The following is a 22,765-nucleotide window of genomic DNA, read 5'->3' as shown; positions in this document are numbered from 1 at the left end:
GGTCGCGGGCGGCGTGGTGTGGAGGGGCGCCGTGACCGAACCGTTACCGTAGGACAGTGGTCGACTACATCGGGCGCGCCCTCGTGGCGGAGGCCCTTCAGGAGTGGAGAGAGCAGCTGCAGCAGCTCGCGAGCGTCTCTCCGCTGCGCGACCTCGCCCTGAGCGAGGCGACCACTGTCGACCTGCGCGGCTCCCACCCCGGTGGCCTCGCTCCGCTCTTCGCGGGACGGCCCGCCTCGCTCGCCTCGCTGCTGCGCGATCCCGAGCACTACGCGCAGGCGCTGCACCGGATCCGCATGATCCGCGAGGGCGCCGACCGCGTCAAGGCCGCGACGGGGGTGTGGACCGCGGCCATGGTGATCGGCACCGTGTCGTGGACCGAGCACGACCGCCGCCGCGAGCTCCCGCTGCTCATGCGGCCCGTGCACTTCGAACCCGCCCGCCAGGGCGACGTCCTGCTGACGATGCTCGACGAGGTCGCGGTCAACCCGGTGTTCCTCACCGAGGCCCGCGCGCGCGGCGTCGGCGAGGGTCTCGCGGGCCTCGCCCCGCAGGCGGGACCCGGCGTCGAGTTCGATCCGCGGCCCCTGTGGCAGCGCGTCCGCGAGCTGGACACGGCATTCCCCGACATCGAGGTGGTCGACAGGCTCTTCGTGGGCGCGTTCGACGACCCCGAGCAGCGCCTCCTCGACGACCTCGACGAGATGGACGCCGTGATCGGGGCCTCCGACATCCTCGCCGCGACCGCGGGCGATCGTGACGCGCAGGCCCTCCTCGCGCAGCCGTTGCCCGCTTTCCCGCTGGGCGACCGCGATCCGTTCGCCGAACGCGGCGTGGGCGACCTCGACGACATCGAGTTCGCGGCGCTCGACCTCATCGCGACCGGGCGCTCGGTCTTCCTGCAGGCGCCTCCGGGCGCGGATCCGCTGGGCACGGTCGCCGCGATCGTGGCCGATGCCGCCGCGTCGGGTCGTGCGGTCATGGCCGTGGGAGGCACGGAGCAGTCCGTGCGCGCGCTCGCGAAGCGCCTCGACAAGGTGGGGGTGTCCGACGCGTACGTGTCCGGCGCAGTCGCGTCGTGGAACGAGGTCGCGAGGCGACGCCTGCTCACGTCGATGACGATGGGCGTCGACGAGGTCGACGACGACTCGCTCCGCCGCGGCGGGGAGGACCTGCTGGCGGCCCGCCACGAGCTGCAGGCGCGCTTCGACGCGCTCCACCGCTCGCATCGTCCCTGGGACGTGAGCGCCTACGAGGCCGTCCAGGCCGTCGTGAGGCTCATCTCCACGTCGCCCGCGCCGGCGACTCAGCAGCGGCTGGGCGGCGAGGCCGCCGCGCTGGTCGCCGAGCATGGGTTCGCGTCCGTCGCGCATGCGATGGTCGAGCGGCTGCGCCCCGCCGCGCCGGCGGAGGAGGAGGCCGCGCCGCGCGTCGCCGAGCCCGAGGTGACGCTCGTCCCCTGGTGGTCCGAGGTCACGGACGATCCCGCGGAGGGCGCTCGCCTCGACGAGGCGCTCGCGACGCTCGTGGTGCGCCACCTTCCTAAGATGCGCGCCGAGGCGCAGGCCGCCGCGCACGAGACCGGCATGGATGAGCCCCCCACGATCGCCGCGTGGGCCGACCAGGTCGGGCTGTTCACGGATCTGCGCGAGACCCTCGAGATCTTCTCGCCCGCGGTGTTTCACCGCTCGCTGCACGACCTCGTCGCCGCGACAGCGCCTCCTGGCTCGCCGCAGGCGGGTGAGCTTGCTCGCCGCGACCGCCGCGCGCTCCGGCGCCGCGCGGTCGAGTTGCTGCGGCCTGGGCGCTCGAAGGACTCCCTCCACGAGCACCTGGTGGCGGCGCACGCGCAGGCGCTGCGCTGGCGCGCGCACTGCTCGGCCGGCGGCTGGCCCGTGGTGCCCAACGACTTCGACCTGTACGCGGACCGCATCGACAGCGTGCTCCGCCTGTGGGGCAGGATCGCCGAGCCCGTGACGCGCGTCGCGGGCGAGGAGGACCTCCTCGATCAGCCGTGGGACCGCGTGCGCGAGGTGCTCGAGCGCCTGGCGGAGGGCGTGCCAGGCACGCTCGAGGCCGCCGAGGAGGTGCCCGTCGAGCGCGATCTCGAGTCCGCAGGGCTGGGCACGCTACTCGCGGAGCTGCGCGCGCGCGACGCGTCGCCCGAGCAGGTGCGACGCGACCTTGAGTTCGCGTGGTGGGCCTCGGCCTTCGACGCGATCGTGTCGGCGGAGCCCCGGCTCACCGAGGAAGGCGCGCTGGGTCGCGTGGTCGAGCGCTTCCTGCGCCGCGATCACGAGTTCGGTGCCGCGCGCGTGGGGCCGCTCATGCGCGCCGCCGCCGAGCGCAGGCGGATCGCCGTCGCACGCCACCCCGACTTCGCGCGGGACCTGTTCGCGACGCTCGTCGAGGGAGCTGACGCCCCGTACCGTGACCTGTGGAGAGACTTCCAGCCGCTCGTGAGCGCGCTGCGCCCCATCACGGTCGCGACGGCCGAGCAGGTGTCGCGGCTCGCCCCACCCTCGCGCTGCGTCGACCTCGCCGTGGTCTTCGCGTCCGAGTCGCTGGCGCTCGCCGAGACGGTTCCGACGCTCGCCCGCGCGCGCCAGGTGGTGGTGATCGGCGACGCCGAGTCCGCGACCCGCAGCGCCGTGGCCGTGTTCGCCCACCTCCTCCCGCGCGTGCCGCTGCACGCTCTTCCGCAGCCGCGCGACCCGCGCGTCACGGGGGTGCTCGGCGCTCTCGCGTACGGTCGCTCGCTCAGCTCGCTGCCCTCGGCGGGTGAGCCCGATGCGCTGCGCGTGATCCGGGTCGAGGCGACGGGGACCCCGGTGGCGGGGGAGCGCACCGTCGAGTCCACGCGCGCCGAGGTCACCGCGGTGCTCGACCACGCCGACCGCGTGGTCCACGCGATGCCGCGGCGCGACCTCGTGATCGTCGCGGGCAACGAGCTCCACGCGGCGCGGCTGCGCGACGCTCTCGACGAGCGGGGGGCACGGCTCGCGGAGTCGGTCGCCGTGGTCACTCTCGGCAACGCCGCCGGAATCGACGCCGACGAGGTGATCCTCACGCTGGGCTACGCGTGCGATACGCGTGGCACGCTGCCCGCGCGGCTCGGGGTGCTGTCCGAGGAGGGCGGAGCCCACGCCCTCGCGCAGGGGATCGTGGCCAGCCACGAACGCCTCACCGTGGTCAGCGCCCTCGACGAGGACCAGCTGGCGGCGATCGCGGAGGGTGGCGACGCCGACGGCGTCGAGGGCCTGCGCGAGCTGCTACTCGCGGAGCGCGCGGCGCCCGTGCCGCCGGAGCGCCCCGAGCCCGCGCCGGGGGACTGGCTGCTTGCCGACGTCGCGGCGCGGCTGCGCGCCGCCGGCTACGCCGTCCACGTGCGCTACGGGTCGGGAGCCGACGCGATCCCGCTGGTCGTGGGCGGTCGCCACGATCGCGGCTACAAGGTCGCGGTCGTGACCGACGAGGCGGCGCGCGTGGGCACCGCGAGTGTGCGCGACCGCATGCGCCACCAGTACGCGGGCCTCGAGGCACTCGGCTGGAGCGTCGTGTCCCTGTGGACGCTCGACGTCTTCATGGATCCCGAGGTCGCCGTGGCGTCGATCATCGACGCGGTCGAGGGATATCACGAGCCCCTCGTGTGGGAGCAGCCCAGCCTCGACCTGGGCGTCGAGACCTCCGCGGTCAGGGTGCCGGCTCAGGAGGTGTTCGACCTGGACGCCGTCTCGGACGTCACCGGCGCGATTCCCGCGCTGCGGGCGGACGATGCCGGGGTCGCCACGGACGAGCCCGCGGCCGCACCCGCGGCTACCGCCGAGGCCCCCGACGTCACCCTGGGGATCTCGGTCTTGCTCGCGGAGCAGATCCTTGCGGACAAGGTCGAGACCCGGGAGCGGTCGGCGACCCAGGAGAAGGAGCAGGACATGGAGGACGTGCAGGAGGAATTGGAACTCGAGACCGAGCACGCCGCGCCCGCCGCGACGGAACCGGAGGCGACCCAGGCATCGTCCCTTCCCTCACCCCCGCCGCTGCGACCCGCCGGGCAGGGCACGGGCCGCCCGCTGATCCCTACGCGCTCGCGCGAGGACCTCGACGAGGGCTGGGGAGGTGGACACGGCGGATCGAGCCGTGACGACGAGATCAAGCGGGAGCGCCCGCCGCACTGGTGAGCGCGCGCCGCGCCTCAGGAGGTGCTGGCCGCCTTGGTGGTCTCCGCACGGGAGTCCGTGCGGTAGAAGCCGGAGCCCTTGAAGGTCACTCCGACCGAACCGAACAGCTTGCGCACGGGGGCGGTGCACTCGGGGCATTCGGTGAGCGCCGAGTCGTGGATGGACTGCACCGCATCGAACGCGTTGTCGCACGCGGTGCACGCGTAGGAGTACGTAGGCATGCGCACATTCTACGCGGGAAGAGCGAATGCCCCCTCGGGTGTCACCACCATGTCGACCCCGAGGTCATGCGGCTCGCGCGGGAGCGGGTCCGTCACGGCGTCCCTGACCTCGTTTGCGAACGCGAGAGCGATGATCGGCGTGCCCGGTCGCGCGTCCATGAGCGCGCGGTCGTACCACCCGCCGCCCTGACCCAGGCGCGTGCCGCGCGTGTCGACCGCGAGCGCAGGGACCACGATGACGTCGGCCTCCGCCAGGGTCGCGGACGGGAGGAAGTCGCCGCTCGGCTCGGGCGGGCGGCCGGGGGCGCGCTCGACCAGGTCCTCGACGCCGCGGTACACGCCCCAGCCGCGCTGCAGCCCGTCTCCGAGGAGGGGAATGAGGACGCGCACGCCGCGGCGGTGGAGCTCCTCGATCAGCGGGTCCGTGCCCGGCTCGTGCGGCCGTGAGGCGTAGACGGAGACGCAGCGCGCCTCCTGAATAGCGGGCAGCGCGAGCAGGTGGTCGCGGAAGGCCGCCGCGGCCTCGTGGCGGCGGCGTTCGCTCCTGTGGAGCCTCTCGCGTCGAATGGTCGCCCGGAGATGGGCCTTCGCCTCGTCCGGCTCGGGCGTGCGAAGAAGACCTTCGGACATCGGCGTCATGGGAACCATTGTGCCAAAGTTCGGTAAATCTTTGTTCCACTGTGGGCAAGTCCCTAGGCTCGAGCCATGTGTCCGCCGCCCGTCACGCGCAGCCTCGACCAGCATCGTGCAGCCGTGAACGCCGCGCTCGCTCCCATCCCCGAGCTCAGCGTGCTCGTCGGGGACGCCGCGGGGGCCACGCTCGTCGAGCCGCTCGTGGCTCCGGCGCCGCTGCCGTCGTTCGATGTGGCCGCGTGGGATGGCTACGCGGTGCGCGCCGCGGACGTCGCGGAGCCCGTGGTGCTGCCCGTCGCGCACGAGGTGTCGTTTGCCGACCGAGGACCCCGGCGTCACCTGCCGGCGACGGCGGCGCGGATCGCGTCGGGGCAGGCGGTGCCCGCCGGAGCGGATGCCGTGGTGCCGCTCGCGGCCACCGACCGCGGTGCGGCAAGGGTCGGGCTCGCGGGGGGCATCGTCCCTGGCAGTGGAGTCCTGCCTGCGGGACACGGGGCCGCGGAGGGCCGCGTCCTCGTGCCTGCCGGGCGTCGACTCGGGGGCCGTGAGGTCGCGCTCGCCGCGTCGATCGGGCGCGCGCGTCTCACGGTGCGTCCCGTGCCGCGGGTGGTCGTGGTCGCCACGGGTTCGGAGCTGATCGACCCCGGCACCTCGCGCGCGGGTGTTCCCGAGGCGACCGCGCACCTCATCGCGATCGCCGCGCGCACGGCGGGGGCACGAGCCTCGCGCGTGGGCCCCGTCCCCGACGATCCGGCGACGTTGCGGACCGCGCTCGAGGACCAGCTGGTCCGCGCCGACCTCGTGATCGTCACGGGCGGGCTGAGCGACGGGGAGAGTGACACGGTGGTGGCGGTCCTGAGCGAACTGGGAGAGGTGGACGATGTCTCGCTCGCCTTCGCGCCGGGGTCTCGTCACGCATTCGCGATGGTGGGGGAGGACGCGCGGCGCGTTCCCACGATCGCCCTTCCGGGCAATCCCGCCGCCGCGGCGCTCGCGTTCGAGGCGTACGTGCGGCCCGCGCTGCGCCAGATGTGCGGATTCACGGAGGTGGCTCGCCCCGCGGTGCGGGCGCGCCTCGACCGTGGGTGGTCGTCTCCCGCCGGCGTCACCCAGGCCGTGCCGGTGCGCCTGGGGCTGGACTCCGGCGGCGTGGTGACCGCGGCCCCGACGTGCGAGCCGGGCCGCGTGTCGCTCGCGGCGCTCGGAGACGCCGACGGCATCGCGTGGGTCGAGCCTGGCGTGACGGCCGTACAGGCGGGCGACGTCCTGCGGTGCACCGTGTGGGACGACTGAGTGTGGGACGACTCATGGGCGACGCCGACGTGATTGAGTCCTCGGGGCTGCGCCTGCGGCCCCTGCGTGCGCGCGACGCCCGCGCGTGGATGGATCTGCGCGAGGCCAACCGTGACTGGCTGAGGCCGTGGGAGGCGTCCGCTCCCCCCGAGGCCGGTCACGAGCCCATGTCGTTTCGCGCCTTCGTGCGTCTCGAGCGCGCGCAGCGGCGCCGGCTCGAGGCGATCCCGCTCGCGATCGAGGTGGACGGCGCCCTCGTGGGCCGCGTCGCGATCGCGGGGATCCAGTGGGGCGCACAGCGGGCCGGTTCGCTCGGCTACTGGATCGCGCAGGACCACGCGGGTCGAGGAATCGCGACCCGCGCTGCCGCGCTGCTCGCGGATCACGGGTTTCGGGCGGGGCTGCACCGCATCGAGATCGCGATCCGCCCCGAGAACGCCGCGAGCCGGCGCGTCGCGGAGAAGTTGGGCTTTACGGAGGAGGGCATCCGCCGCTCTCACCTCTACATCGACGGTGCCTGGCGAGACCACGTGGTGTTCGCCCGGACTCAAGACGAGCCGCGGACCGGCCGATATTGGGAGACCGGCGCCTGACACGCCGCGCACCCTCCCGCGCTCGCGGGCCGGGCGGCCGTACCGTCGTGCCATGCCTCCCGCTGGACTCCTCGCGATCATCGCCCTCGGCATGGTGCTCGCCTACGTGATCCCCCAGCGGATCAAGGAGCGCTCGGACTATGCGCTCGTGCGCACCGAGGACCGCTTCTCTGCCGAGATGCGGGTGGTGAAGACCACCGCCGAGCGTCTCGAGAAGCCCGTCTCCCGTGCCTCGTCCGACTCCGGCGAGGTGCCCCTGTTGGTGACCGGCGCCGCGAGGGCATCGATCGTCAAGCTGGGCGCCGACGCGATGTCCCGTCCCGCGGGCCCGATCGACAAGGCCGCTACCTCGGCGCAGCGTCAGCTGATCGCGATGCGCGCGGACCGTGCGAGCGTGCTCGCCGAGCGTCGCGCTCGTGCGCGTCGGCGTGCCCGCGTCGCATTGGGAACGGCCGTCTTCGCCGCCCTCGCATGGATTCTCGTGAGCTTCGGGGTGGTGCACCCCGCCGTGGCGGCGGTCGCCACCGGACTGTTGGCCGGAGTCGTCGTGCAGGGCGCACGCGCCGCCGCCGCTCAGCGTCGCGTCGACGCCAGGATCGCGCTGGTAGCCCGCGAGGTGGGCGCCGCCGCGACCGCGACGCAGGCGCTGCGCCAGGTGAGCGCCGAGCGTGCCGCCGGACGCGACGCCCAGCCGTCCGACGTCGCGACCCAGGCGATCAAGATCGTCACCGCGGCGGACCTTGCGCCGCTCGCGGCACCCGCACCGACCCCCGTGGTCACTCAGGCGCCCGCGGTGGCCCGGACCGCCGAGGAGTCGGCGGCGTGGAGCCCTCGCGAGATGCCCGCGCCGTCGTACACGCTCAAGGCGCAGGTGCGTCCGGGGCAGGCCCGACCGCTCGAGGACGGCGATATCGCCGCCGCGTCCTACCGCGCGGTCGAGGGTGAGGCCGCTCCCGAGGCCGCACCCGCAACCACGGGGTCGCTCGACGCGATCCTCGCTCGCCGCCGCTCCGCTTCCGCGTAGCGCTTCAACCCTCGACGGCGCTCGGGTCCTGCGCGCTTGCTCGCGCCTCGATCGCCTCTCGGACCACCTGGCGGAGCGACTCGATGATGATGGCGGCCGCGATGAGCGCCGCCGCCATGGGGAAGGCCGCGCTTCTGGTGAGCGTCATGATGAAGGAGAAGGCCCACTCGCCGACCTCGGCGTTGGCGCCCATGCGCTCGACGACCGCGGTGTAGAGGTTCGTCCCCCACGTGAGGACGATCGTTCCCACCGCGGCGAGGGCGATCCCCCAGCCGAGGCACTTCTTGGACGAGTCGAGCATGCTTCCCCCCAGGATGCGGTGTGCGTCGAAGGCCACGGTGCCAGGCAACTCGTGCCGCCGCAACCGGTCGCCGCGTCTCGCGCATCGCCTGGTGTGATTCTCAGGCCGAATCCGGCCTTAGCGCATCGTCTGGTGCGATTCGCCGCTGGTCCCCGGGCGGTGCCGAGGCTGACAGAAGGCGGCGACCCCCCACCACGACACTGCAGCAGCTACGCGCCCACCCGTGCCCTGTCAGGGAGCAGCGCGAACAGCCTGTCGAATACCTCGACGCGGTCGAACTGCATCGCATGCTCGCGCGCGCGGTGCTCCCACCACTCGCGGTCGGCGTCGTCGAGCCCAGCCGCGCACACGTTGAGCGCGACCGTCAGCGCCGACGGGTCGCCGTGCGGCACCACTACCGCGGTGTCGCCCACCGCCTCGAGGATTCCGCCGGTGTCGCACGTGATGACGGGCCCGCCGCCCGCGAGCATCTTCTCGACCAGCGCGATCCCGAAGGTCTCGGTGAACTCCGGAGCGGGACGGGACGGCAGCGCATACGCGGAGCACGCGGCCATGAGGTGCGCCTTCTCGTCGTCGCCCACGTCCTCGAGGAAGACGATCCTGTCGCGCGCGGCGGAGCGCGCCGCGACCTCGCGGAAGTACGGAAGGTCGGGACCGCGGCCCGCGATCACGAGCGTCTGGTCCGCGCACGACTCCGCCGCCGCGAATCCGCGGATGAGGTCGTCGACGCCCTTGGCACGCTGGAGGCGCGACAGGTAGAGGACGTAGCGGCCGCGCGCGAGGTCACGCGCCGCGAGCACGCGATCCGTCTCGGAATCGTCGCGCACCAGGTATGCCGAGGTGTCGATCGCCGGATACGAGATGCGCACCCGTGCCTCGCACTGCGCCGCAAATGAGGTCCCGTACACCGCGTCGAGCTCCGCCGCCGAGGCCACGATCACCTCCTTGGTGTACCGCGACACCGCGACGCACACGTCCTGCGACAGGTACGTCGACAGCACCGCTGCGGCCGCCCCGAACTCGCCGTGGTCCACCGCGGAGCGCACCACATCGGTGATGTCCGAGCCCACCGCCTCGGCGATGGTCGTGACGTTGACCGGCAGCCCCGTGGTGCGCGCGATGCGCAGCGCATCGGCGACGGCGGTCGTGTGGGGGTGCAGGTAGAGCGACATCGCGACCGTGGGCACGCCGTCCGTGAACAGCTCGACCAGCCGGCCCACCATCCCCGCGAGGTAGCGCCCGTCGGGAATCTTGTAGCCGCCCACCGGTCCGGGACGCTCGACCGTGATGCCCGCCGAATAGGGCAGCACGGTGTCGAGTGGCTTGAGCGGCAGCCCCGTCTCCTCGAGGCGGTCCAGCGGCCACGTCACGATCCGCACGTCGTCGAAGCCGCGCGTGAGCGCGACCTCGGCGAGGTTGCGCGCCTCGCCGGAATGCCCGCAGATCACCGGATCCGCGCGGACCACGATGACCAGCCTGCGGCGAATCTTCTGGGTCATGATGCCTCCTTCACGGGTGCCGGCTCGGGCGATGAACTCAGGGAGGGGGGACGATGCTCGCGGCCCCAGTCGCTCGGGGAGTCGCCGAGCACGAAGCGCAGCTCGCCGCCGCGGTGGACGTCGCAGCCGTCCAGCCAGGCGCCCTCGACGGGCTCGCCGTCGAACGTCACCGACCTCACGTATTGCACCGGCCCGCCAGGGATCGGCTCGACGAAGTTCTCCGCCACGATCGTCAACTCGCCGCGCGCGACGCGCATCGTGGCGCGCGCAAACGCCGGCGGGTGGAGCAGGAACAGGTTCTGGCCCGCGACGGGGAACAGCCCCAGGCACGCCCACACGAACCACGAGGACAGCCCGCCCGAGTCGTCGTTTCCCGGCAGTCCCCCGCGTCCCGGCCCGAACATCTGATGGACGATGCCGTGGACCACCTCCGCGGTCCGGTCCGGCCTCCCCGCGTAGTGGTAGGCCCACGGGGCCTCCATGTCGGGCTCGTTGTTGAGTCCCTCGAAGCGGCCCAGCCCGTAGCCGGCCGCCATCTCCTCGGGGCTCGGCCGCTCACCCGGTTGGACCACGGCATCGGCCCCGTAGCCGAAGAACGTGTCGAGGAGCGCGACGAAGGCGGCGTCGCCGCCGGCGAGCGCGATGCGCGCGGCCATGTCGTGGAGCAGGCGGAACGAGTAGTTGAAGCGCGTGCCCTCGTAGTACGTGGACGCGCCCAGGAGCCCCGTGGCGGGGTCGAAGGCGTTGCGCCAGCGGTCGGCGAGGGGCGCGTACTCGGCGACCAGGGCATCGTCCCCCAGGAGGCCCGCGACCTGCGCGGTGCACCAGTAGCCGTAGGCGATGTCGAGGGTGTGGCTGAGCGGCTCGGCGCGTCCCTGCAGCAGGAACTCCTCGCCGTAGGTGCGGCGCAGGTCGGTCTGCATGTGGACGAGCGCCCAGTCCCAGTCGATGCCGGAGATGCCCAGCTGCGCGAGGTCGGACAGCAGGGTGTGCGCGAGGGCGCTGCCCTGGCGGCTGAAGCGGTCCGAGCCGCGCGCCATGCGATAGCCGATGGGCAGGTTGCCCTCCTGCTCGCAGATGCTGAGCAGCGCGGTGGCGAGCTCGGCCGCGCGGTGGGGGAGCAGCGCCGTGAGCAGGGGCAGCTGAGTGCGGTAGATGTCCCACATGGTCGACACGTCGAAGACGAAGGGGCCCTTCTGGGGCCAGAACGGGCTCTCGTTGGGCGCGAAGCACGGCTTGATGAGCGAGTGGTACAGCGCCGTCGCGAAGACCTGCCGGCGCTGGGCGTGGGGGGTGTCGACCGTGATCGCGTCGAGCAGTCCTCGCCAGGTCTCGCGCGTCCCGGCGAGCCGGGAGTCGAACGTGCCCAGCTCGCCCAAGTCAGCGTGGAGGTTCGTGCGCGCCTGCTCGACGCCGCGCAGCGAGAAGCCGATCCTCAGCTCGACCGCCTGTCCCTCCTCGGACGGTCCCGCCCACATGAGCCCGAAGCTGCGCAGCGTGGTGGGGCGGATCGAGTCGAGGTCGAGGCGCTGGCCTGCGGGCATGAGGCGGCGGTCGTACCAGAGCATCTGGCGCCAGGACTCGGCGTCGCACTCGACGTAGATCGCGAGCGGCACGCCCTCCACGACGATCTCGCCCTGCGCGATCCCAGGCTCGACGGACTCGAGACGGGCGCGCAGCGGCACGGTCGCGCCGTAGGGGATGGTGAGCCCTCCCGTCGACAGGTCGACCACGACGCGCGCGTTGGGGTGGGCGGGGAAGCGGTAGCGGTGGATCATGCTGCGCGGACCGGCGACCAGCTGCGCCTCGATGCCGTTCTCGAGGGTTGCGGAGTAGAGGCCCGGCTCGGCGTGCTCGTCGATGAGGTCCCACGTGCGTCCGAGCTCGTCGAGCGGCTCGATCATGGGCGTGACGCGGAAGTAGTTGTAGTACTTGCGGATCGCGCCGGTGCCCGACTGCTGGAAGTGCGTGAATCCGGAGGCTAGTGGGCGGTCGTGCAGGCGCGTGGGGACGCCCTCGGTCGAGAGGTCATAGAGGCCGTAGCCCGTGGGGTAGGCACCCGAGTAGGCGCAGGCCGACACCATGCCGAGGGGGAAGCACGCCCCCGGGTGGGTGTTGCCCACCTGCGGCTTGGGCCACCACCACGTGGCGGCGAGACCGGTCGGGGCGGGCAACGCGGTGGCCTCGGTGCCGATGAATGGATCGACGTCGTCGTACACGGCACCTCCTCCCGAGTGGCGGGCGCGCTCCCTTGCGCGTCCCCTTGGTCGAGACGGTAGGCGCCCGCCGTGTCCGTCCCATTGCGCAAGTGTGACGAACTCTTTAACTCTTCGCGCGGCGAGGCAGCGGGGCGGGTGGCGGAGGGACGATGCCGGGGCCGGCTCGGGCGGCCGCAGTCGGTGTTCGCGGGCCATCCGGCGGGGTGCTAATCTATTCGAGCACTTGGGGCTGTGGCGCAGTTGGTAGCGCGTCTCGTTCGCAATGAGAAGGTCAGGGGTTCGATTCCCCTCAGCTCCACCACGGAAGGGCCCGCCACGGCGGGCCCTTCGACGTTTCCGCCCCCGCCGGCGACGCGGCATGCTGGTGACCTCAGCCACGGACGGGGAGCACACATGTCACAGCGCACGGCGGTCGTCACCGGAGCCAGCAGCGGAATCGGCGCCGCGAGCGCACGCGCCCTGGCGGCGGACGGGTGGCGCGTCATCGTCGGCGCGCGGCGGGTCGATCGCCTCGAGGCGCTCGCGGGAGAGATCGGCGCGACCGCGATCGAGCTCGACGTCACGGACCAGTCCTCAGTGGACGCCTTCTGCGCTCGCCTTGACGCGTGCGACCTGCTGGTCAACAACGCGGGTGGAGCCTTCGGCTCCGCGTCCATCGCGGACGCCGACCTCGACCAGTGGCAGGCGATGTACGACGTCAACGTGCTCGGGACGCTCCGCATGACCAAGGCGCTGCTGCCCGCGCTCATCGCGAGCGGTGACGGCCAGGTCATCACGATCGGCTCGATCGCGGCGCGCGAGCCCTATAGGGGCGGCGGCGGGTACAACGCGGCCAAGCACGCCGTCGCGGCCCTCACCAGGGTGCTGCGCATCGAGATGCTGGGCCAGCCGGTGCGCGTGTGCGAGATCGACCCCGGCATGGTCGAGACCGAGTTCTCCCTGGTCCGCTTCGACGGCGACGCCGACAAGGCCGCGCAGGTCTACCAGGGCCTTACCCCCATGGCGGCCGAGGACATCGCCGAGGCCGTGCGCTGGGTCGCGGCGCGCCCGAAGCACGTCAACATCGACCAGATGACGATCCTCGCGACCGCGCAGATCTCCGCGCAGGTCGCCCACCGCGAGCCCTAGGCGGCTCCGGGCTCCGGCTCCGGCTCCGCGCGCGCGGTGAGTTCGACGCTCGCCCACACGTCGAGGTAGACCTTGAGACCGAGCGTGGTCGCGCGCACCCGTGGACATGGCAGCCCCATGGATGCCGTGGCGGACCAGGCGCCCCGGCATGTGCGGCCCGCCGCGATGAGCGAGCGCAGCCCGCCCGCGTGCCACTGTGCGCGCTCGGCCGCGATGAGGTCCGAGCCCGGATCGAGCCTGCCGAGCCATCGCGCGAACAAGAGCGATGCGATGCCGCCCGCGCTCGCGACCGCATAGATCGGCGGCGAGGCCTCGGTGGAACGGGGCACGAGACCTCCAGGTGGCGCGCACCGTTCGGGTCTCATCCTGCCGTGCCGATGCCCGGAGCGCGCGGGGTACCCTGGTCGGGCGCTCGCGCGCGTTGGCTCACAGTTTGCTGAGAATCGACGCGATCGGGGAACCAGAAGGACCGCCCGTCGGTTGCCTGGGCGAACCCGCGCAGCGCGCCTGCCGCGACGGCCGCGGAGAACCCCGTGAGGAGATTCATGAAGAAGAACGTGCTCACCGCGTCCGCGCTCGGCATCCTTGCCGTGCTCGGCCTCGCCGCGTGCAGCCCCGCGTCGGAGACGGGCGGCTCGCCGTCGCCCTCTGCCTCCGCCTCGGCAGACACCTCCGCGGCCGATGCCGCGGCGCTCGAGACCATCACGTGGGAGGACGTCGACGGCGTCCCCTCGCTGACCTTCGACACCCCGTTCACGGTGGGCAACGTCGCGACCCGCGCGATCAACGCCGGCGATGGCGACACGATCGAGGCCGGCCAGAACGTGGCGCTCGACTACGTGGTCTACGCGGGCGCCGACGCGTCGCAGATCTACTCGACCTACGACTCCGGCGTCCCCGAGGTCGTCAGCCTCGTCGAGGGCCAGGTTGTCGCCGACCTCTACGACGCGCTCGTGGGACAGCAGGTGGGCGCCGACCTTCTCTACGTCTACCCCGACGACTCGACCGAGGACGGCACGGCCGTCATCATGGCCGTCACCGTCGCCTCCGCGGTGACCCCGCTCGAGAAGGCCGAGGGCACGGCCGTCGAGCCGGCGGCGGGCCTTCCCGCCGTGACGCTCGACGAGACCGGCAAGCCGTCGATCGACTTCGCCGGCGCGGGCGACATGCCGACCGAGCTCGTGGTCCAGCCGCTCATCGAGGGCGAGGGTGCCGAGGTCGCCGAGGGCGACCAGGTCACCGTCCACTACACCGGTTGGCTGTGGGACGGCGAGCAGTTCGACTCGTCATGGGACCGCGGCGCCGCGGCGTCGTTCACCCTCTCGTCCGGCTCGCTGATCGACGGCTGGGTGCAGGGGCTCGCGGGACAGACCGTCGGCAGCCAGGTGCTGCTCGTGGTGCCGCCGGAGCTCGCGTACGGCGAAGAGGAGTCGGATTCGATTCCCGCGAACTCGACGCTCGTGTTCGTGGTCGACATCCTCGCCGCGAACTAACGCGGCACACACGACAGCGGCCCCGGCGGAAGCCGGGGCCGCTGTCGTTGTCTCTGGGGGGGGGACGATGCCCCACGTGCCTACGCGGCATCGTCGCCTTCCGCGGCATCGTCCTCAATGACTGCGTACGTGTGGCCGGTGTTCTTGACGATCGCGGCAAGGAGCGGCGCGGCAGGTAGCGCCAAGGAGGCGCACCTCGGGTCGGCGCGCGCGACGCTCGGCTCCATGGCCATGGAGGACAGTCGGGGGCTGGTGACGTCGTTCGCGATCCGTGCATCGATGAGCACCCACGCCAGCAGCACGACTTCCCCCCCGATGCCTGTGCCGATGAAAGGGACACGCGTCGACACGAACCGTACGAACAGCGCGGGCGGAGTGGTGTCGATCAGGTCGAGACCCCGGTGGTCAAGACGACATTGGCGCGACGACGCCCACGACTCCGCACAGTGCATCCACGGCGGTGGCTGACATACCGGTCAGCTCGCTCGCGACCGGTCTGCCGCTTCTGCGCCCGGGCTCTCCGGGGGTGGAGGGGGGCCGTGACAGGATGCGCACATGGAACGTCGACTCAGCGCCCGGCTCGATCTGCACGCCTCGGGTCCCGCACGACTCGTGCTCGCCGTGGCGGTGAGTGACGGCCACGACCGCGAGGAGTCCCTCGCCGTGACCCAGGCGGGGCGCGAGTGCGCGTGGAGCGAGCTCGCCGATTCCCACGGGGGCCGCCTGCACGTCGTGGACGTGGGGGAGGGGCCCGTGAACGTCGCGTACGACGCCCTGGTGCGGGGCATGGCGGCTCCGGTCGCCGTTGCGCCGCTCGACGAGGTGACGTACCTGCGGCCCAGCCGCTATTGCGAGTCGGACACGCTGGGGCCCACGGCGGTCGCGCAGTTCGGCGGACTCGCGGGGCACGCGCTGGTGGAGGCGGTCGCCGCGTGGGTGCGCGGGAGCCTCGCGTACGTGTCGGGGGCGAGTTCCCCCACGGATGGGGCGGCGGCGACGATGCTCGCGCGGGCGGGTGTGTGCCGTGACTTCGCCCACCTGGTGGTCGCGCTGCTGCGTGCGTGCGACCTGCCCGCGCGGGTGGTCGCGGTCTACGCCCCCGGCCTCGAGCCGATGGACTTCCACGCGGTCGCGGAGGCGCTGGTCGACGGCGAGTGGTGGGTGATCGACGCCACGGGTCTCGCGCCGCGGTCGACCATGGTGCGCATCGCGACCGGCCGCGACGCGGCGGACACGGCCTTCCTCACGAGCATCGGCGAGGGCGTCGACCTGGTGTCGATGTCCGTGAGCGCCACCGCGCAGCCCTTCACGGTGGAGGACGCCGTCGACGGCCCGGGCGCGCGTGTGCGGCTCGGCTGAGACTCGCGCGGACTCTACGCCAGTCGCCACGCGACGCGGGGCGCCGCGACCAGCGAGAACAGGTCCTTGGGGTCGGCGGGATCGGCGATGAGGTCGACGCTGCCCGCGTGCGCGGTGCCGCCCACGCGATCGAGGAGGAACCGCAGGGCGGTGAAGTCCTCGAGCGCAAAGCCCACCGAGTCGAAGAGCGTCACGTCCGCCTCGCTCTCGCGCCCAGGTGCCCCGCCCGTGAGGACCCGCCACAGCTCCGTCACGGGATGGTCGGCCGCCACCTGCTGAATCTCGCCCTCGACGCGCGTCTGCGGCTCGTACTCGACGAAGACGCTTGAGCGGCGTACCAGCGCCGCATCGAGCTCTGTCTTTCCGGGGCAGTCGCCGCCGATCGCGTTGAGGTGCACGCCCGGCGCGACCATGGCGTCCGTGAGAACCGTCGCGTAGGCCTTGTCCGCGGTGCATGTGGTGATGATGTCCGCGCCCTCCGCCGCGTCCGCCGCGGAGCGCGCCCTCACGAGCTCCACCCCAAGGGAATCGGCGTGACGCTCGAGCTTGTCGAGGGCCGCGGGGTCGGTGTCCCATGCGCGCACGGTGTCGATGCCCACGACGTCCCGCATGCCCAGGATCTGGAACTCCGCCTGGCTGCCGGCGCCGATCAGGCCGAGCACGCGGGAGCCCGGGCGCGCGAGGTGGCGCGCGGCCATCGCCGAGGTCGAGGCGGTCCGCAGCGCCGTGAGGATCGTCATCTCGGCGAGCAGCACGGGATAGCCGCTCGCGACATCCGCGAGCATGCCGAATGCGGTCACCGTCTGGAGCCCGCGCGAGGGATTACCGGGGTGTCCGTTGACGTACTTGAAGCCGTAGGATGCCGCGTCCGCGATGGGCATGAGCTCGATCACTCCCACCGGGGAGTGGGAGGCCACGCGCGCGACCTTGTCGAACTCCGGCCACCGCCGGAAGTCCGCCTCGAGGTAGGGAACCAGGTCGCGAATCAGCGCGGCGGCGCCGTGCTCTCCGACCCACTGGCGCATGAGCGGGACGTCGACGAAGGTCACCATGGTTGCTCCTCGGTGGTGAGGGGAGTGGCGGGAACTCTCGAGGCCTCCCAGGGGTTGAGGGAGGGGGACGCGACGATGCGCGAGTGGCCGAGCATGGACGTCATGGTTCCTCCTCCCACGCCCAGTGTTTCAGTGAATAGTTGATGGTTTCGTCCTGAGTGCGCGGCATCCGTGCGAGAATAGGCGCTCACGTGCAGGTTGCTTGCGAAGGGGTGGAGATGTCGATCGACGATCTGGACCGGCGGATCATCGACGAGCTGCGGATCGACGGTCGCGCGAGCTACGCGGAGATGGGCACGCGGATCGGGCTGTCGCCCTCGGCGGTCAAGAGGCGTGTCGACCGCATGGTCGCCGACCACGTGATCCAGGGCTTCCGCGTAAGGCTCGACCCGGATCTCGACGGCGCCGGAACCGAGGCTCACGTCGAGCTCTTCTGCCGCGGCACGGTGGCGCCCGAGGACCTGCGCCGCATCCTCGAGGGCATCCCCAACGTGGTCGAGGCGTTCACGGTGACCGGTCAGGCCGACGCTATCGTGCGCCTGCGGGCGGCGACGATGCCGGACCTAGAGGCGGCGCTCGAGAAGGTGCGCCTCGCGCCTCAGGTCGACAAGACTCGCTCGGCGATCATCCTGTCCAGGCTGGTCGAGAACCGCGAGGGATAGCCGCGCGGCTCATACCCAGCTGGGCAGCCACATGTGGAGTTGCCAGTAGCCGAACGGGATGGGCGTGCCCACCCATAGCGGCATGAAGAGCGCGGACACCACGAGGATGGCCGCGACCACGCCGCCCGCGACAAGGACGCCCCTGCGCGACCACCCGCCTTCCAGCCGATCCGGCTGGGCGATCCGCCGCAGCGCCCACACGAGCACGAGCACCATGAAGGGCGCGAACGCGACCGAGTAGAACGTGAAGATCGTGCGGTAGGCGTACGGCAGCCACGGCACCCAGCCCGCGAGCACTCCGGCCGCGACCGTGAGTGCGAGCACGTCGCGGTGGCGGAGCACGCGCCACAGCGCCCACGCGAGCGCGGCGGACGCGAGCCACCACAGCACGGGGTTGCCCAGCGCGTGGATCGCGCTCACGCACCGCTCGGCTCCGCACGCCGCGTCGACGTCCTCGAAGTGGAAGGCCGTGGGCCGCCACTGGAGGGGCCAGAACCACGGATTCGACATGTACGGGTGTTCCGTGGTGAGCCCCGTGTGGAAGTCCCACATCTGCTGGTGGTAGTGGAGCAGGGAGTTCAGCGAGTCGGGCAGCCACGTGACGCCCTCGCCGGGGTTGTCACGCGCCCAGTTCCTGCCGTACGAGCCGTCCGTGACGAACCAGTTCGCCCACGTCGCGACGTAGACCACCGGGACCATCACGAGCGTCGCGACTCCCGCGGGCACTGCGCGCGCCAGCGTCCCCGCGAACCACCGCTCGACCCCGACCGCGCGGCGATCGACGGCGTCCCACAGGACGGACAGCAGCAGGAAGGCCGCCGCGAAGTACAACCCCGACCACTTGGTCGACGCCGCGAGGGCGAAGGCGAGGATCGCCGCGAGCCGCCACCAGCGCACCCCGGTGCGAGGGCCGAGGCCCGCGAGCGGGGCATCGGCGCCCCATCCCGCCGCGGCGCGCGCTGCCGCCGCGCGGCGCTCGAGGAGGGCGCGGGTGCGGTCCCTGTCGATCACGAGCAGCCAGAAGCCCAGCACCACGAAGAACGTGAGGAAGCCATCGAGCAGCCCGGTGCGCGACAGCACGATCGCCTGGCCGTCGACCGCGATGAGCACGCCGGCCACTGCGCCCCACACCGTCGACCGGAACAGGCGCCGCGCGGCGAGCGCGACCATGACCGCGATCGCGGCGCCGAGCACCGCTCCCACCACGCGCCAGCCGAACGGCTCGTTGCCGAAGACCGCGATGCCCAGCGCGATGAGCAGCTTGCCGACCATGGGGTGCACCACGAAGTCGCCCTCGGTGGTGAGTCCCGAGGTGTCTCCAGTCGCGAACGCGGCGTCGTCGCCCGTCCAGTCCCCCTCGAAGCCGAGCGCGGTGAGCGAGTAGGCGCCGCGCACGTAGAAAACTTCGTCGAAGACCAGGGCATGGGGCTCCGAGAGCGCGGCGAGGCGCAGCAGCGCGGCGAGGGCTCCCACGCCGGTGGCCATGAGGGCGGCGCGCCAGCGCCACAGCGTCGCGAGATTCACACGCGAAGCCTAGCCGGGAGGCTCCCGCGCGAGTGCCGTGTGGGACAGTGGGGGCATGACTGGCCGGATCGTGCTCGCGGCGACCCCGATCGGTAACGCGGGGGATGCCTCCGACCGGCTCCGTGACGCGCTCGCGACCGCCGACGTCGTCGCCGCAGAGGACACGCGCCGCACGCGCGACCTCGCGACGCGTCTGGGGCTGCGGATCGGCGGCGAGCTGATCGCCGTGCACGACCACAACGAGGGCGAGCGTGCCGCCGTGCTCGTCGAGCGTGCGGCGGCGGGCCAGACGGTCGTGGTCGTGTCCGATGCCGGGATGCCCACCGTCTCTGACCCCGGCTTCCGCGTCGTCGAGGCCGCGGCCGCGGCGGGCGTGGACGTCACCGTCCTGCCCGGGCCGTCCGCCGCGCTGACGGCGCTCGCGCTGTCGGGACTGCCCACGGATCGCTTCGCGTTCGAGGGTTTCCTGCCGCGCAAGGCGGGCGAGCGCGCGGGCAGGCTCGCGTCCCTCGCGACGGAGGACCGCACGCTCGTGTTCTTCGAGGCTCCGCACCGGCTCGCCGCCACGCTCGCCGCGATGGCGCACGCGTGGGGCGGCCAGCGCCGCGCGGCGGTGTCGCGCGAGCTCACCAAGACGTATGAGGAGACGCGGCGCGGCACGCTCGACGAGCTGGCGGAGTGGGCCAGCGCGTCCGAGCCGCGGGGAGAGATCGTCATCACGGTCGGCGGGCGCCCGGTCGAGTCGCTCGGCCTGCCAGCTCTCGTGGCGGAGGTGCTCGCGCGCGCCGCCTCGGGTGAGCGCGCGAAGGACGCGGTCGCGGACGTCGCGGCGACCGCTGGCGTGCCCAGCCGCGAGCTGTACGCCGCGGTGCTCGAAGCGCGGTCCTCGCGATGAGGGTCTCGCACGCGCCGGTGTATCGGCGCAGGCGGTTCGTCGCGGCCGCGTGCGCGGTGGCGATCGTCGGCATGGGGCTGGGCATGCTGACTGCGGAACTGTGGAGCGTGCACTTCGGCAGCCGCGTGGAGGCCGCGCCCGTGGCCCCGGTGACGCCGGGCTCGGCGACCCCGGCATCGTCCCCCCTTGCCTCCGACGCGCCCACCTCGAGCGCCACTCCCGTGGTGACGGCCTCGCCAGCGCCGGTCGCCTCGCCGGTGCTGGGTTTTGACGCCAGCGCCCACAGCGTGGACGACCCCGACTCGATCTGGGTCGTGGTCAACAAGGCGCGGCCGATGGTCCCCCAGGACTACGAGCCCGCGGATCTCGAGACCGTCGAGGGGGCGAGTGGCACGCGTCTGCGTGCGGAGGCCGCGGCGGCGCTCGCGGGCCTGCGGGACGCGGCGCGCGCGGCGGACGCCGACTTCGCGATGTCGACCGGCTTCCGCGACCGCGACCTCCAGGGCTCGCTCTACACGACCTACGTCGAGCGGTCGGGCCAGGTGCGCGCGGATCGCTATTCGGCGCGCCCCGGGTTCTCGGAGCACCAGACCGGTCTCTCCGTCGACGTGCACGCGGGAGGCTGCGACCTGCAGTCGTGCTTCGCGGTCACCCCGGCGGGGAGGTTCCTCGCCGAGCACGCGTGGGAGCACGGGTTCATCGTGCGCTATCCCGAGGGCAAGGAGGACGTCACGGGATACATCTTCGAGCCGTGGCACCTGCGCTACGTCGGCACCGAGTTGGCGGCCGAGATGAGGGCGCGCGGGGTCGCCACGCTCGAGGAGTTCTTCGGCCTCGATCCCGCCCCCGACTACTCCTAGCGGCCCGGATTCGGGCCGCCCGGCGAACACTAGGATGGTCGCCATGTCACGCATCCTGTCCGCCGTCGCCTGGCCGTACGCGAACGGTCCCCGCCACATTGGTCACGTCGCCGGCTTCGGCGTCCCGTCGGACGTCTTCAGCCGGTACATGCGCCTCGCGGGCCACGACGTCCTCATGGTGTCGGGCACGGACGAGCACGGGACGCCCATCCTCGTGCAGGCCGAGGGCGAGGGGGTGAGCCCCCAGGAGCTCGCCGACCGCTACAACAGGGTGATCGTCGAGGACCTCACGGCGCTCGGCCTCAGCTACGACCTCTTCACGCGCACCACGACGGGCAACCACTACCAGGTCGCGCAGGCGATGTTCCGTGCCGTCCACGCGAATGGCTACATGATCTCGCAGACCACGCGCGGCGCGATCTCGCCGTCGACGGGCCGCACCCTGCCCGACCGCTACATCGAGGGCACGTGCCCCCTCTGTGGCTACGACGGCGCGCGCGGCGACCAGTGCGACAACTGCGGCAACCAGCTCGACGCGATCGACCTCAAGAACCCCGTCAGCCGGATCAACGGCGAGACCCCCAAGTTCGTCGAGACCGAGCACTTCTTCCTCGACCTGCCCGCGCTGGTGCAGCCCCTCACCGACTGGCTGGGCGCGCGCCACGGTTGGCGCCCCAACGTGCTCAACTTCTCGCGCAACCTGCTCGCCGACGTACGCCCGCGCGCGATGACGCGTGACATCGACTGGGGCATCCCCGTCCCGCTCGAGGGCTGGGAGGACAATCCCGCCAAGCGACTCTATGTGTGGTTCGACGCGGTGATCGGCTACTTGTCCGCGAGCATCGAGTGGGCGCGCCGCTCGGGCGATCCCGACGCGTGGCGGCTGTGGTGGAACGACCCCGCCGCGTTGTCCTACTACTTCATGGGCAAGGACAACATCACCTTCCACTCGCAGATCTGGCCCGGCGAGCTCATCGCGGCCAACGGCCGCGGGGCGCGCGGCGGACAGCTGAGCGAGTTCGGGGACCTGCAGCTGCCCACCGAGGTGGTGTCGAGCGAGTTCCTCACGATGGAGTCCGCTAAGTTCTCGTCGTCGCGCGGACACGTGATCTACGTGCGCGACATGCTCTCGCGCTACCAGCCCGACGCGCTGCGCTACTTCATTGCCGTCGCGGGCCCCGAGACGTCGGACGCGGACTTCACGTGGGCCGAGTTCAAGCGCCGCACCAACGACGAGCTGGTCGCGGGCTGGGGCAACCTGGTCAATCGCACCGCGTCGCTGCTGCACAAGAACGTGGGCGAGATCCCCGCGCTGGGAGAGCTCGCGGACATTGACCGCGCGGCCCTTGCCGCGTCGGAGGCCGCGTTCGGGCAGGTGGGGGAACTCATCGCGACGCAGCGTCAGCGCGCCGCGGTCTCCGAGGCCATGCGCGTGATCGGCGATGCGAACAAGTACCTCGCCGAGACCGCGCCGTGGAAGCTCAAGAACGAGGACCCCGCGCGCATGCGCACCGTGCTCGCGGTGGCGGCCCAGCTGGTGTCCGACGCGAACACGATGATGTCGCCGTTCCTGCCGCACAGCGCGCAGAAGGTGCACGAGGCGCTGGGCGGCACGGGCGTGCTCTCCCCCATGCCCCAGATGGTCGAGGTCGACGACCTTGACCTGCCCGACCGCCACTACCCCGTCATCCAGGGCGACTACCGCGGCGGGGCGTGGGAGCGCACCCCGCTCGTGGCGGGCACGCCGGTGCCTCCGCCGTCACCGGTCTTCACCAAGCTCGACGACGACATGGTCGAGTCCGAGCTCGCGCGGATGGCGGACGAGTAGCCG

General features: G+C 72.3%; 21 protein-coding genes and 1 tRNA gene. 12 read left to right on the top strand and 10 right to left on the bottom strand.

What is annotated here, in order from left to right; translation table 11 throughout:
• Positions 1-56: 56 nt before the first annotated feature.
• The gene (locus ABEA62_RS02845; protein ID WP_345378461.1) at positions 57-4,178 is read left to right on the top strand and encodes a hypothetical protein; all 4,122 of its coding nucleotides are present in this window, start codon (positions 57-59) and stop codon (positions 4,176-4,178) included.
• Between the two features lie 14 nt (positions 4,179-4,192).
• Here the strand turns inward: ABEA62_RS02845 and ABEA62_RS02840 are convergent, their stop codons facing one another.
• Both ABEA62_RS02840 and ABEA62_RS02835 read right to left on the bottom strand, forming a co-directional pair.
• The gene (locus ABEA62_RS02840) at positions 4,193-4,399 is read right to left on the bottom strand and encodes an FmdB family zinc ribbon protein (RefSeq protein ID WP_286214058.1); all 207 of its coding nucleotides are present in this window, start codon (positions 4,397-4,399) and stop codon (positions 4,193-4,195) included.
• A gap of 9 nt (positions 4,400-4,408) precedes the next feature.
• Positions 4,409-5,038 (bottom strand): 5-formyltetrahydrofolate cyclo-ligase, encoded by a 630-nt coding sequence (locus tag ABEA62_RS02835; RefSeq protein WP_286214056.1) that lies wholly within the window; start codon positions 5,036-5,038, stop codon positions 4,409-4,411.
• Positions 5,039-5,104: 66 nt separating this feature from the next.
• Between ABEA62_RS02835 and ABEA62_RS02830 the strand changes: the two genes are divergently transcribed.
• The 3 genes from ABEA62_RS02830 to ABEA62_RS02820 are packed head-to-tail and all read left to right on the top strand — an operon-like array spanning position 5,105 to position 7,942.
• Positions 5,105-6,325, top strand: coding sequence for a molybdopterin molybdotransferase MoeA (locus ABEA62_RS02830; RefSeq protein ID WP_286214055.1), 1,221 nt, complete (start codon positions 5,105-5,107; stop codon positions 6,323-6,325).
• A 14-nt stretch (positions 6,326-6,339) separates the two neighbouring features.
• Positions 6,340-6,918 (top strand): GNAT family N-acetyltransferase, encoded by a 579-nt coding sequence (locus tag ABEA62_RS02825; RefSeq protein ID WP_345378455.1) that lies wholly within the window; start codon positions 6,340-6,342, stop codon positions 6,916-6,918.
• 52 nt (positions 6,919-6,970) lie between these two features.
• A complete protein-coding gene (locus ABEA62_RS02820) occupies positions 6,971-7,942 on the top strand; it encodes a hypothetical protein (protein WP_286214051.1) in 972 nt (323 codons plus the stop codon).
• Between the two features lie 4 nt (positions 7,943-7,946).
• On the opposite strand, the gene ABEA62_RS02815 is transcribed toward ABEA62_RS02820, so the two are convergent.
• The 3 genes from ABEA62_RS02815 to ABEA62_RS02805 form a co-directional block, all read right to left on the bottom strand.
• Positions 7,947-8,279, bottom strand: a complete 333-nt coding sequence (locus ABEA62_RS02815; protein WP_345378452.1) for a hypothetical protein — start codon at positions 8,277-8,279, stop codon at positions 7,947-7,949.
• Positions 8,280-8,452: 173 nt separating this feature from the next.
• Positions 8,453-9,742: a glycosyltransferase gene (locus ABEA62_RS02810; RefSeq protein WP_286214047.1), complete on the bottom strand. Its 1,290-nt coding sequence runs from the start codon at positions 9,740-9,742 to the stop codon at positions 8,453-8,455.
• The gene (locus ABEA62_RS02805; protein ID WP_345378450.1) at positions 9,739-11,961 is read right to left on the bottom strand and encodes a glycoside hydrolase domain-containing protein; all 2,223 of its coding nucleotides are present in this window, start codon (positions 11,959-11,961) and stop codon (positions 9,739-9,741) included. Before ABEA62_RS02805 ends, ABEA62_RS02810 begins: the two co-directional genes overlap by 4 nt.
• 225 nt (positions 11,962-12,186) lie before the next feature.
• On the opposite strand from ABEA62_RS02805, the gene ABEA62_RS02800 reads away from it, so the two are divergent.
• Positions 12,187-12,262 (top strand) — tRNA-Ala (locus ABEA62_RS02800).
• A 92-nt stretch (positions 12,263-12,354) separates the two neighbouring features.
• Positions 12,355-13,089: an SDR family NAD(P)-dependent oxidoreductase gene (locus tag ABEA62_RS02795; RefSeq protein ID WP_286214042.1), complete on the top strand. Its 735-nt coding sequence runs from the start codon at positions 12,355-12,357 to the stop codon at positions 13,087-13,089.
• Here ABEA62_RS02795 and ABEA62_RS02790 read toward each other — a convergent pair.
• On the bottom strand, positions 13,086-13,418 hold the full coding sequence (locus ABEA62_RS02790; RefSeq protein WP_286214040.1) for a hypothetical protein: 333 nt from the start codon (positions 13,416-13,418) through the stop codon (positions 13,086-13,088). The two genes, ABEA62_RS02795 and ABEA62_RS02790, sit on opposite strands and share 4 nt — an antisense overlap.
• A gap of 32 nt (positions 13,419-13,450) precedes the next feature.
• Complete coding sequence (locus tag ABEA62_RS02785; protein ID WP_345378446.1) at positions 13,451-13,636, bottom strand: hypothetical protein; 186 nt, start codon at positions 13,634-13,636, stop codon at positions 13,451-13,453.
• Between ABEA62_RS02785 and ABEA62_RS02780 the strand changes: the two genes are divergently transcribed.
• Positions 13,635-14,582, top strand: coding sequence for an FKBP-type peptidyl-prolyl cis-trans isomerase (locus ABEA62_RS02780; protein WP_286214039.1), 948 nt, complete (start codon positions 13,635-13,637; stop codon positions 14,580-14,582). The two genes, ABEA62_RS02785 and ABEA62_RS02780, sit on opposite strands and share 2 nt — an antisense overlap.
• An 80-nt stretch (positions 14,583-14,662) precedes the next feature.
• On the opposite strand, the gene ABEA62_RS02775 is transcribed toward ABEA62_RS02780, so the two are convergent.
• The gene (locus tag ABEA62_RS02775) at positions 14,663-14,884 is read right to left on the bottom strand and encodes a hypothetical protein (RefSeq protein WP_345378443.1); all 222 of its coding nucleotides are present in this window, start codon (positions 14,882-14,884) and stop codon (positions 14,663-14,665) included.
• 253 nt (positions 14,885-15,137) lie between these two features.
• On the opposite strand from ABEA62_RS02775, the gene ABEA62_RS02770 reads away from it, so the two are divergent.
• On the top strand, positions 15,138-15,941 hold the full coding sequence (locus tag ABEA62_RS02770; RefSeq protein ID WP_286214034.1) for a transglutaminase-like domain-containing protein: 804 nt from the start codon (positions 15,138-15,140) through the stop codon (positions 15,939-15,941).
• 14 nt (positions 15,942-15,955) lie between these two features.
• Here the strand turns inward: ABEA62_RS02770 and ABEA62_RS02765 are convergent, their stop codons facing one another.
• On the bottom strand, positions 15,956-16,993 hold the full coding sequence (locus ABEA62_RS02765) for an ornithine cyclodeaminase (RefSeq protein WP_286214032.1): 1,038 nt from the start codon (positions 16,991-16,993) through the stop codon (positions 15,956-15,958).
• Positions 16,994-17,211: 218 nt separating this feature from the next.
• On the opposite strand from ABEA62_RS02765, the gene ABEA62_RS02760 reads away from it, so the two are divergent.
• Positions 17,212-17,655, top strand: coding sequence for an Lrp/AsnC family transcriptional regulator (locus ABEA62_RS02760; RefSeq protein WP_286214030.1), 444 nt, complete (start codon positions 17,212-17,214; stop codon positions 17,653-17,655).
• Positions 17,656-17,664: 9 nt separating this feature from the next.
• Here the strand turns inward: ABEA62_RS02760 and ABEA62_RS02755 are convergent, their stop codons facing one another.
• Complete coding sequence (locus ABEA62_RS02755) at positions 17,665-19,179, bottom strand: dolichyl-phosphate-mannose--protein mannosyltransferase (protein WP_286214029.1); 1,515 nt, start codon at positions 19,177-19,179, stop codon at positions 17,665-17,667.
• A gap of 55 nt (positions 19,180-19,234) precedes the next feature.
• Here ABEA62_RS02755 and rsmI point away from each other — a divergent pair, with 55 nt between their 5' ends.
• Genes rsmI through metG form a run of 3 tightly spaced genes read left to right on the top strand, consistent with a single transcriptional unit; the run spans position 19,235 to position 22,762 of the window.
• On the top strand, positions 19,235-20,074 hold the full coding sequence (rsmI, locus tag ABEA62_RS02750) for a 16S rRNA (cytidine(1402)-2'-O)-methyltransferase (RefSeq protein ID WP_286214027.1): 840 nt from the start codon (positions 19,235-19,237) through the stop codon (positions 20,072-20,074).
• Positions 20,071-20,934, top strand: a complete 864-nt coding sequence (locus ABEA62_RS02745) for a M15 family metallopeptidase (protein WP_345378438.1) — start codon at positions 20,071-20,073, stop codon at positions 20,932-20,934. Before rsmI ends, ABEA62_RS02745 begins: the two co-directional genes overlap by 4 nt.
• Before the next feature lie 43 nt (positions 20,935-20,977).
• Positions 20,978-22,762 carry a methionine--tRNA ligase gene (gene metG / locus ABEA62_RS02740; RefSeq protein WP_286214024.1) on the top strand — a complete coding sequence of 595 codons (1,785 nt, stop codon included), beginning with the start codon at positions 20,978-20,980 and terminating at the stop codon, positions 22,760-22,762.
• The last annotated feature ends 3 nt before the right edge of the window (positions 22,763-22,765 follow it).

Origin of the sequence: Demequina sediminis, assembly GCF_039545075.1 — a bacterium.
Lineage (GTDB): Bacteria > Actinomycetota > Actinomycetes > Actinomycetales > Demequinaceae > Demequina > Demequina sediminis.
This window is presented reverse-complemented; position numbering and strand designations above follow the sequence as displayed.

Coding starts and splice junctions, on each gene's coding strand:
- ABEA62_RS02840 (WP_286214058.1), bottom strand. CDS start 4,399: ATGCCTACGTACTCCTACGCGTGCACCGCGTGCGACAACGCGTTCGAT.
- ABEA62_RS02835 (WP_286214056.1), bottom strand. CDS start 5,038: ATGACGCCGATGTCCGAAGGTCTTCTTCGCACGCCCGAGCCGGACGAG.
- ABEA62_RS02830 (WP_286214055.1), top strand. CDS start 5,105: ATGTGTCCGCCGCCCGTCACGCGCAGCCTCGACCAGCATCGTGCAGCC.
- ABEA62_RS02825 (WP_345378455.1), top strand. CDS start 6,340: ATGGGCGACGCCGACGTGATTGAGTCCTCGGGGCTGCGCCTGCGGCCC.
- ABEA62_RS02820 (WP_286214051.1), top strand. CDS start 6,971: ATGCCTCCCGCTGGACTCCTCGCGATCATCGCCCTCGGCATGGTGCTC.
- ABEA62_RS02810 (WP_286214047.1), bottom strand. CDS start 9,742: ATGACCCAGAAGATTCGCCGCAGGCTGGTCATCGTGGTCCGCGCGGAT.
- ABEA62_RS02795 (WP_286214042.1), top strand. CDS start 12,355: ATGTCACAGCGCACGGCGGTCGTCACCGGAGCCAGCAGCGGAATCGGC.
- ABEA62_RS02780 (WP_286214039.1), top strand. CDS start 13,635: ATGAAGAAGAACGTGCTCACCGCGTCCGCGCTCGGCATCCTTGCCGTG.
- ABEA62_RS02785 (WP_345378446.1), bottom strand. CDS start 13,636: ATGAATCTCCTCACGGGGTTCTCCGCGGCCGTCGCGGCAGGCGCGCTG.
- ABEA62_RS02770 (WP_286214034.1), top strand. CDS start 15,138: ATGGAACGTCGACTCAGCGCCCGGCTCGATCTGCACGCCTCGGGTCCC.
- ABEA62_RS02765 (WP_286214032.1), bottom strand. CDS start 16,993: ATGGTGACCTTCGTCGACGTCCCGCTCATGCGCCAGTGGGTCGGAGAG.
- ABEA62_RS02760 (WP_286214030.1), top strand. CDS start 17,212: ATGTCGATCGACGATCTGGACCGGCGGATCATCGACGAGCTGCGGATC.
- rsmI (WP_286214027.1), top strand. CDS start 19,235: ATGACTGGCCGGATCGTGCTCGCGGCGACCCCGATCGGTAACGCGGGG.
- ABEA62_RS02745 (WP_345378438.1), top strand. CDS start 20,071: ATGAGGGTCTCGCACGCGCCGGTGTATCGGCGCAGGCGGTTCGTCGCG.
- metG (WP_286214024.1), top strand. CDS start 20,978: ATGTCACGCATCCTGTCCGCCGTCGCCTGGCCGTACGCGAACGGTCCC.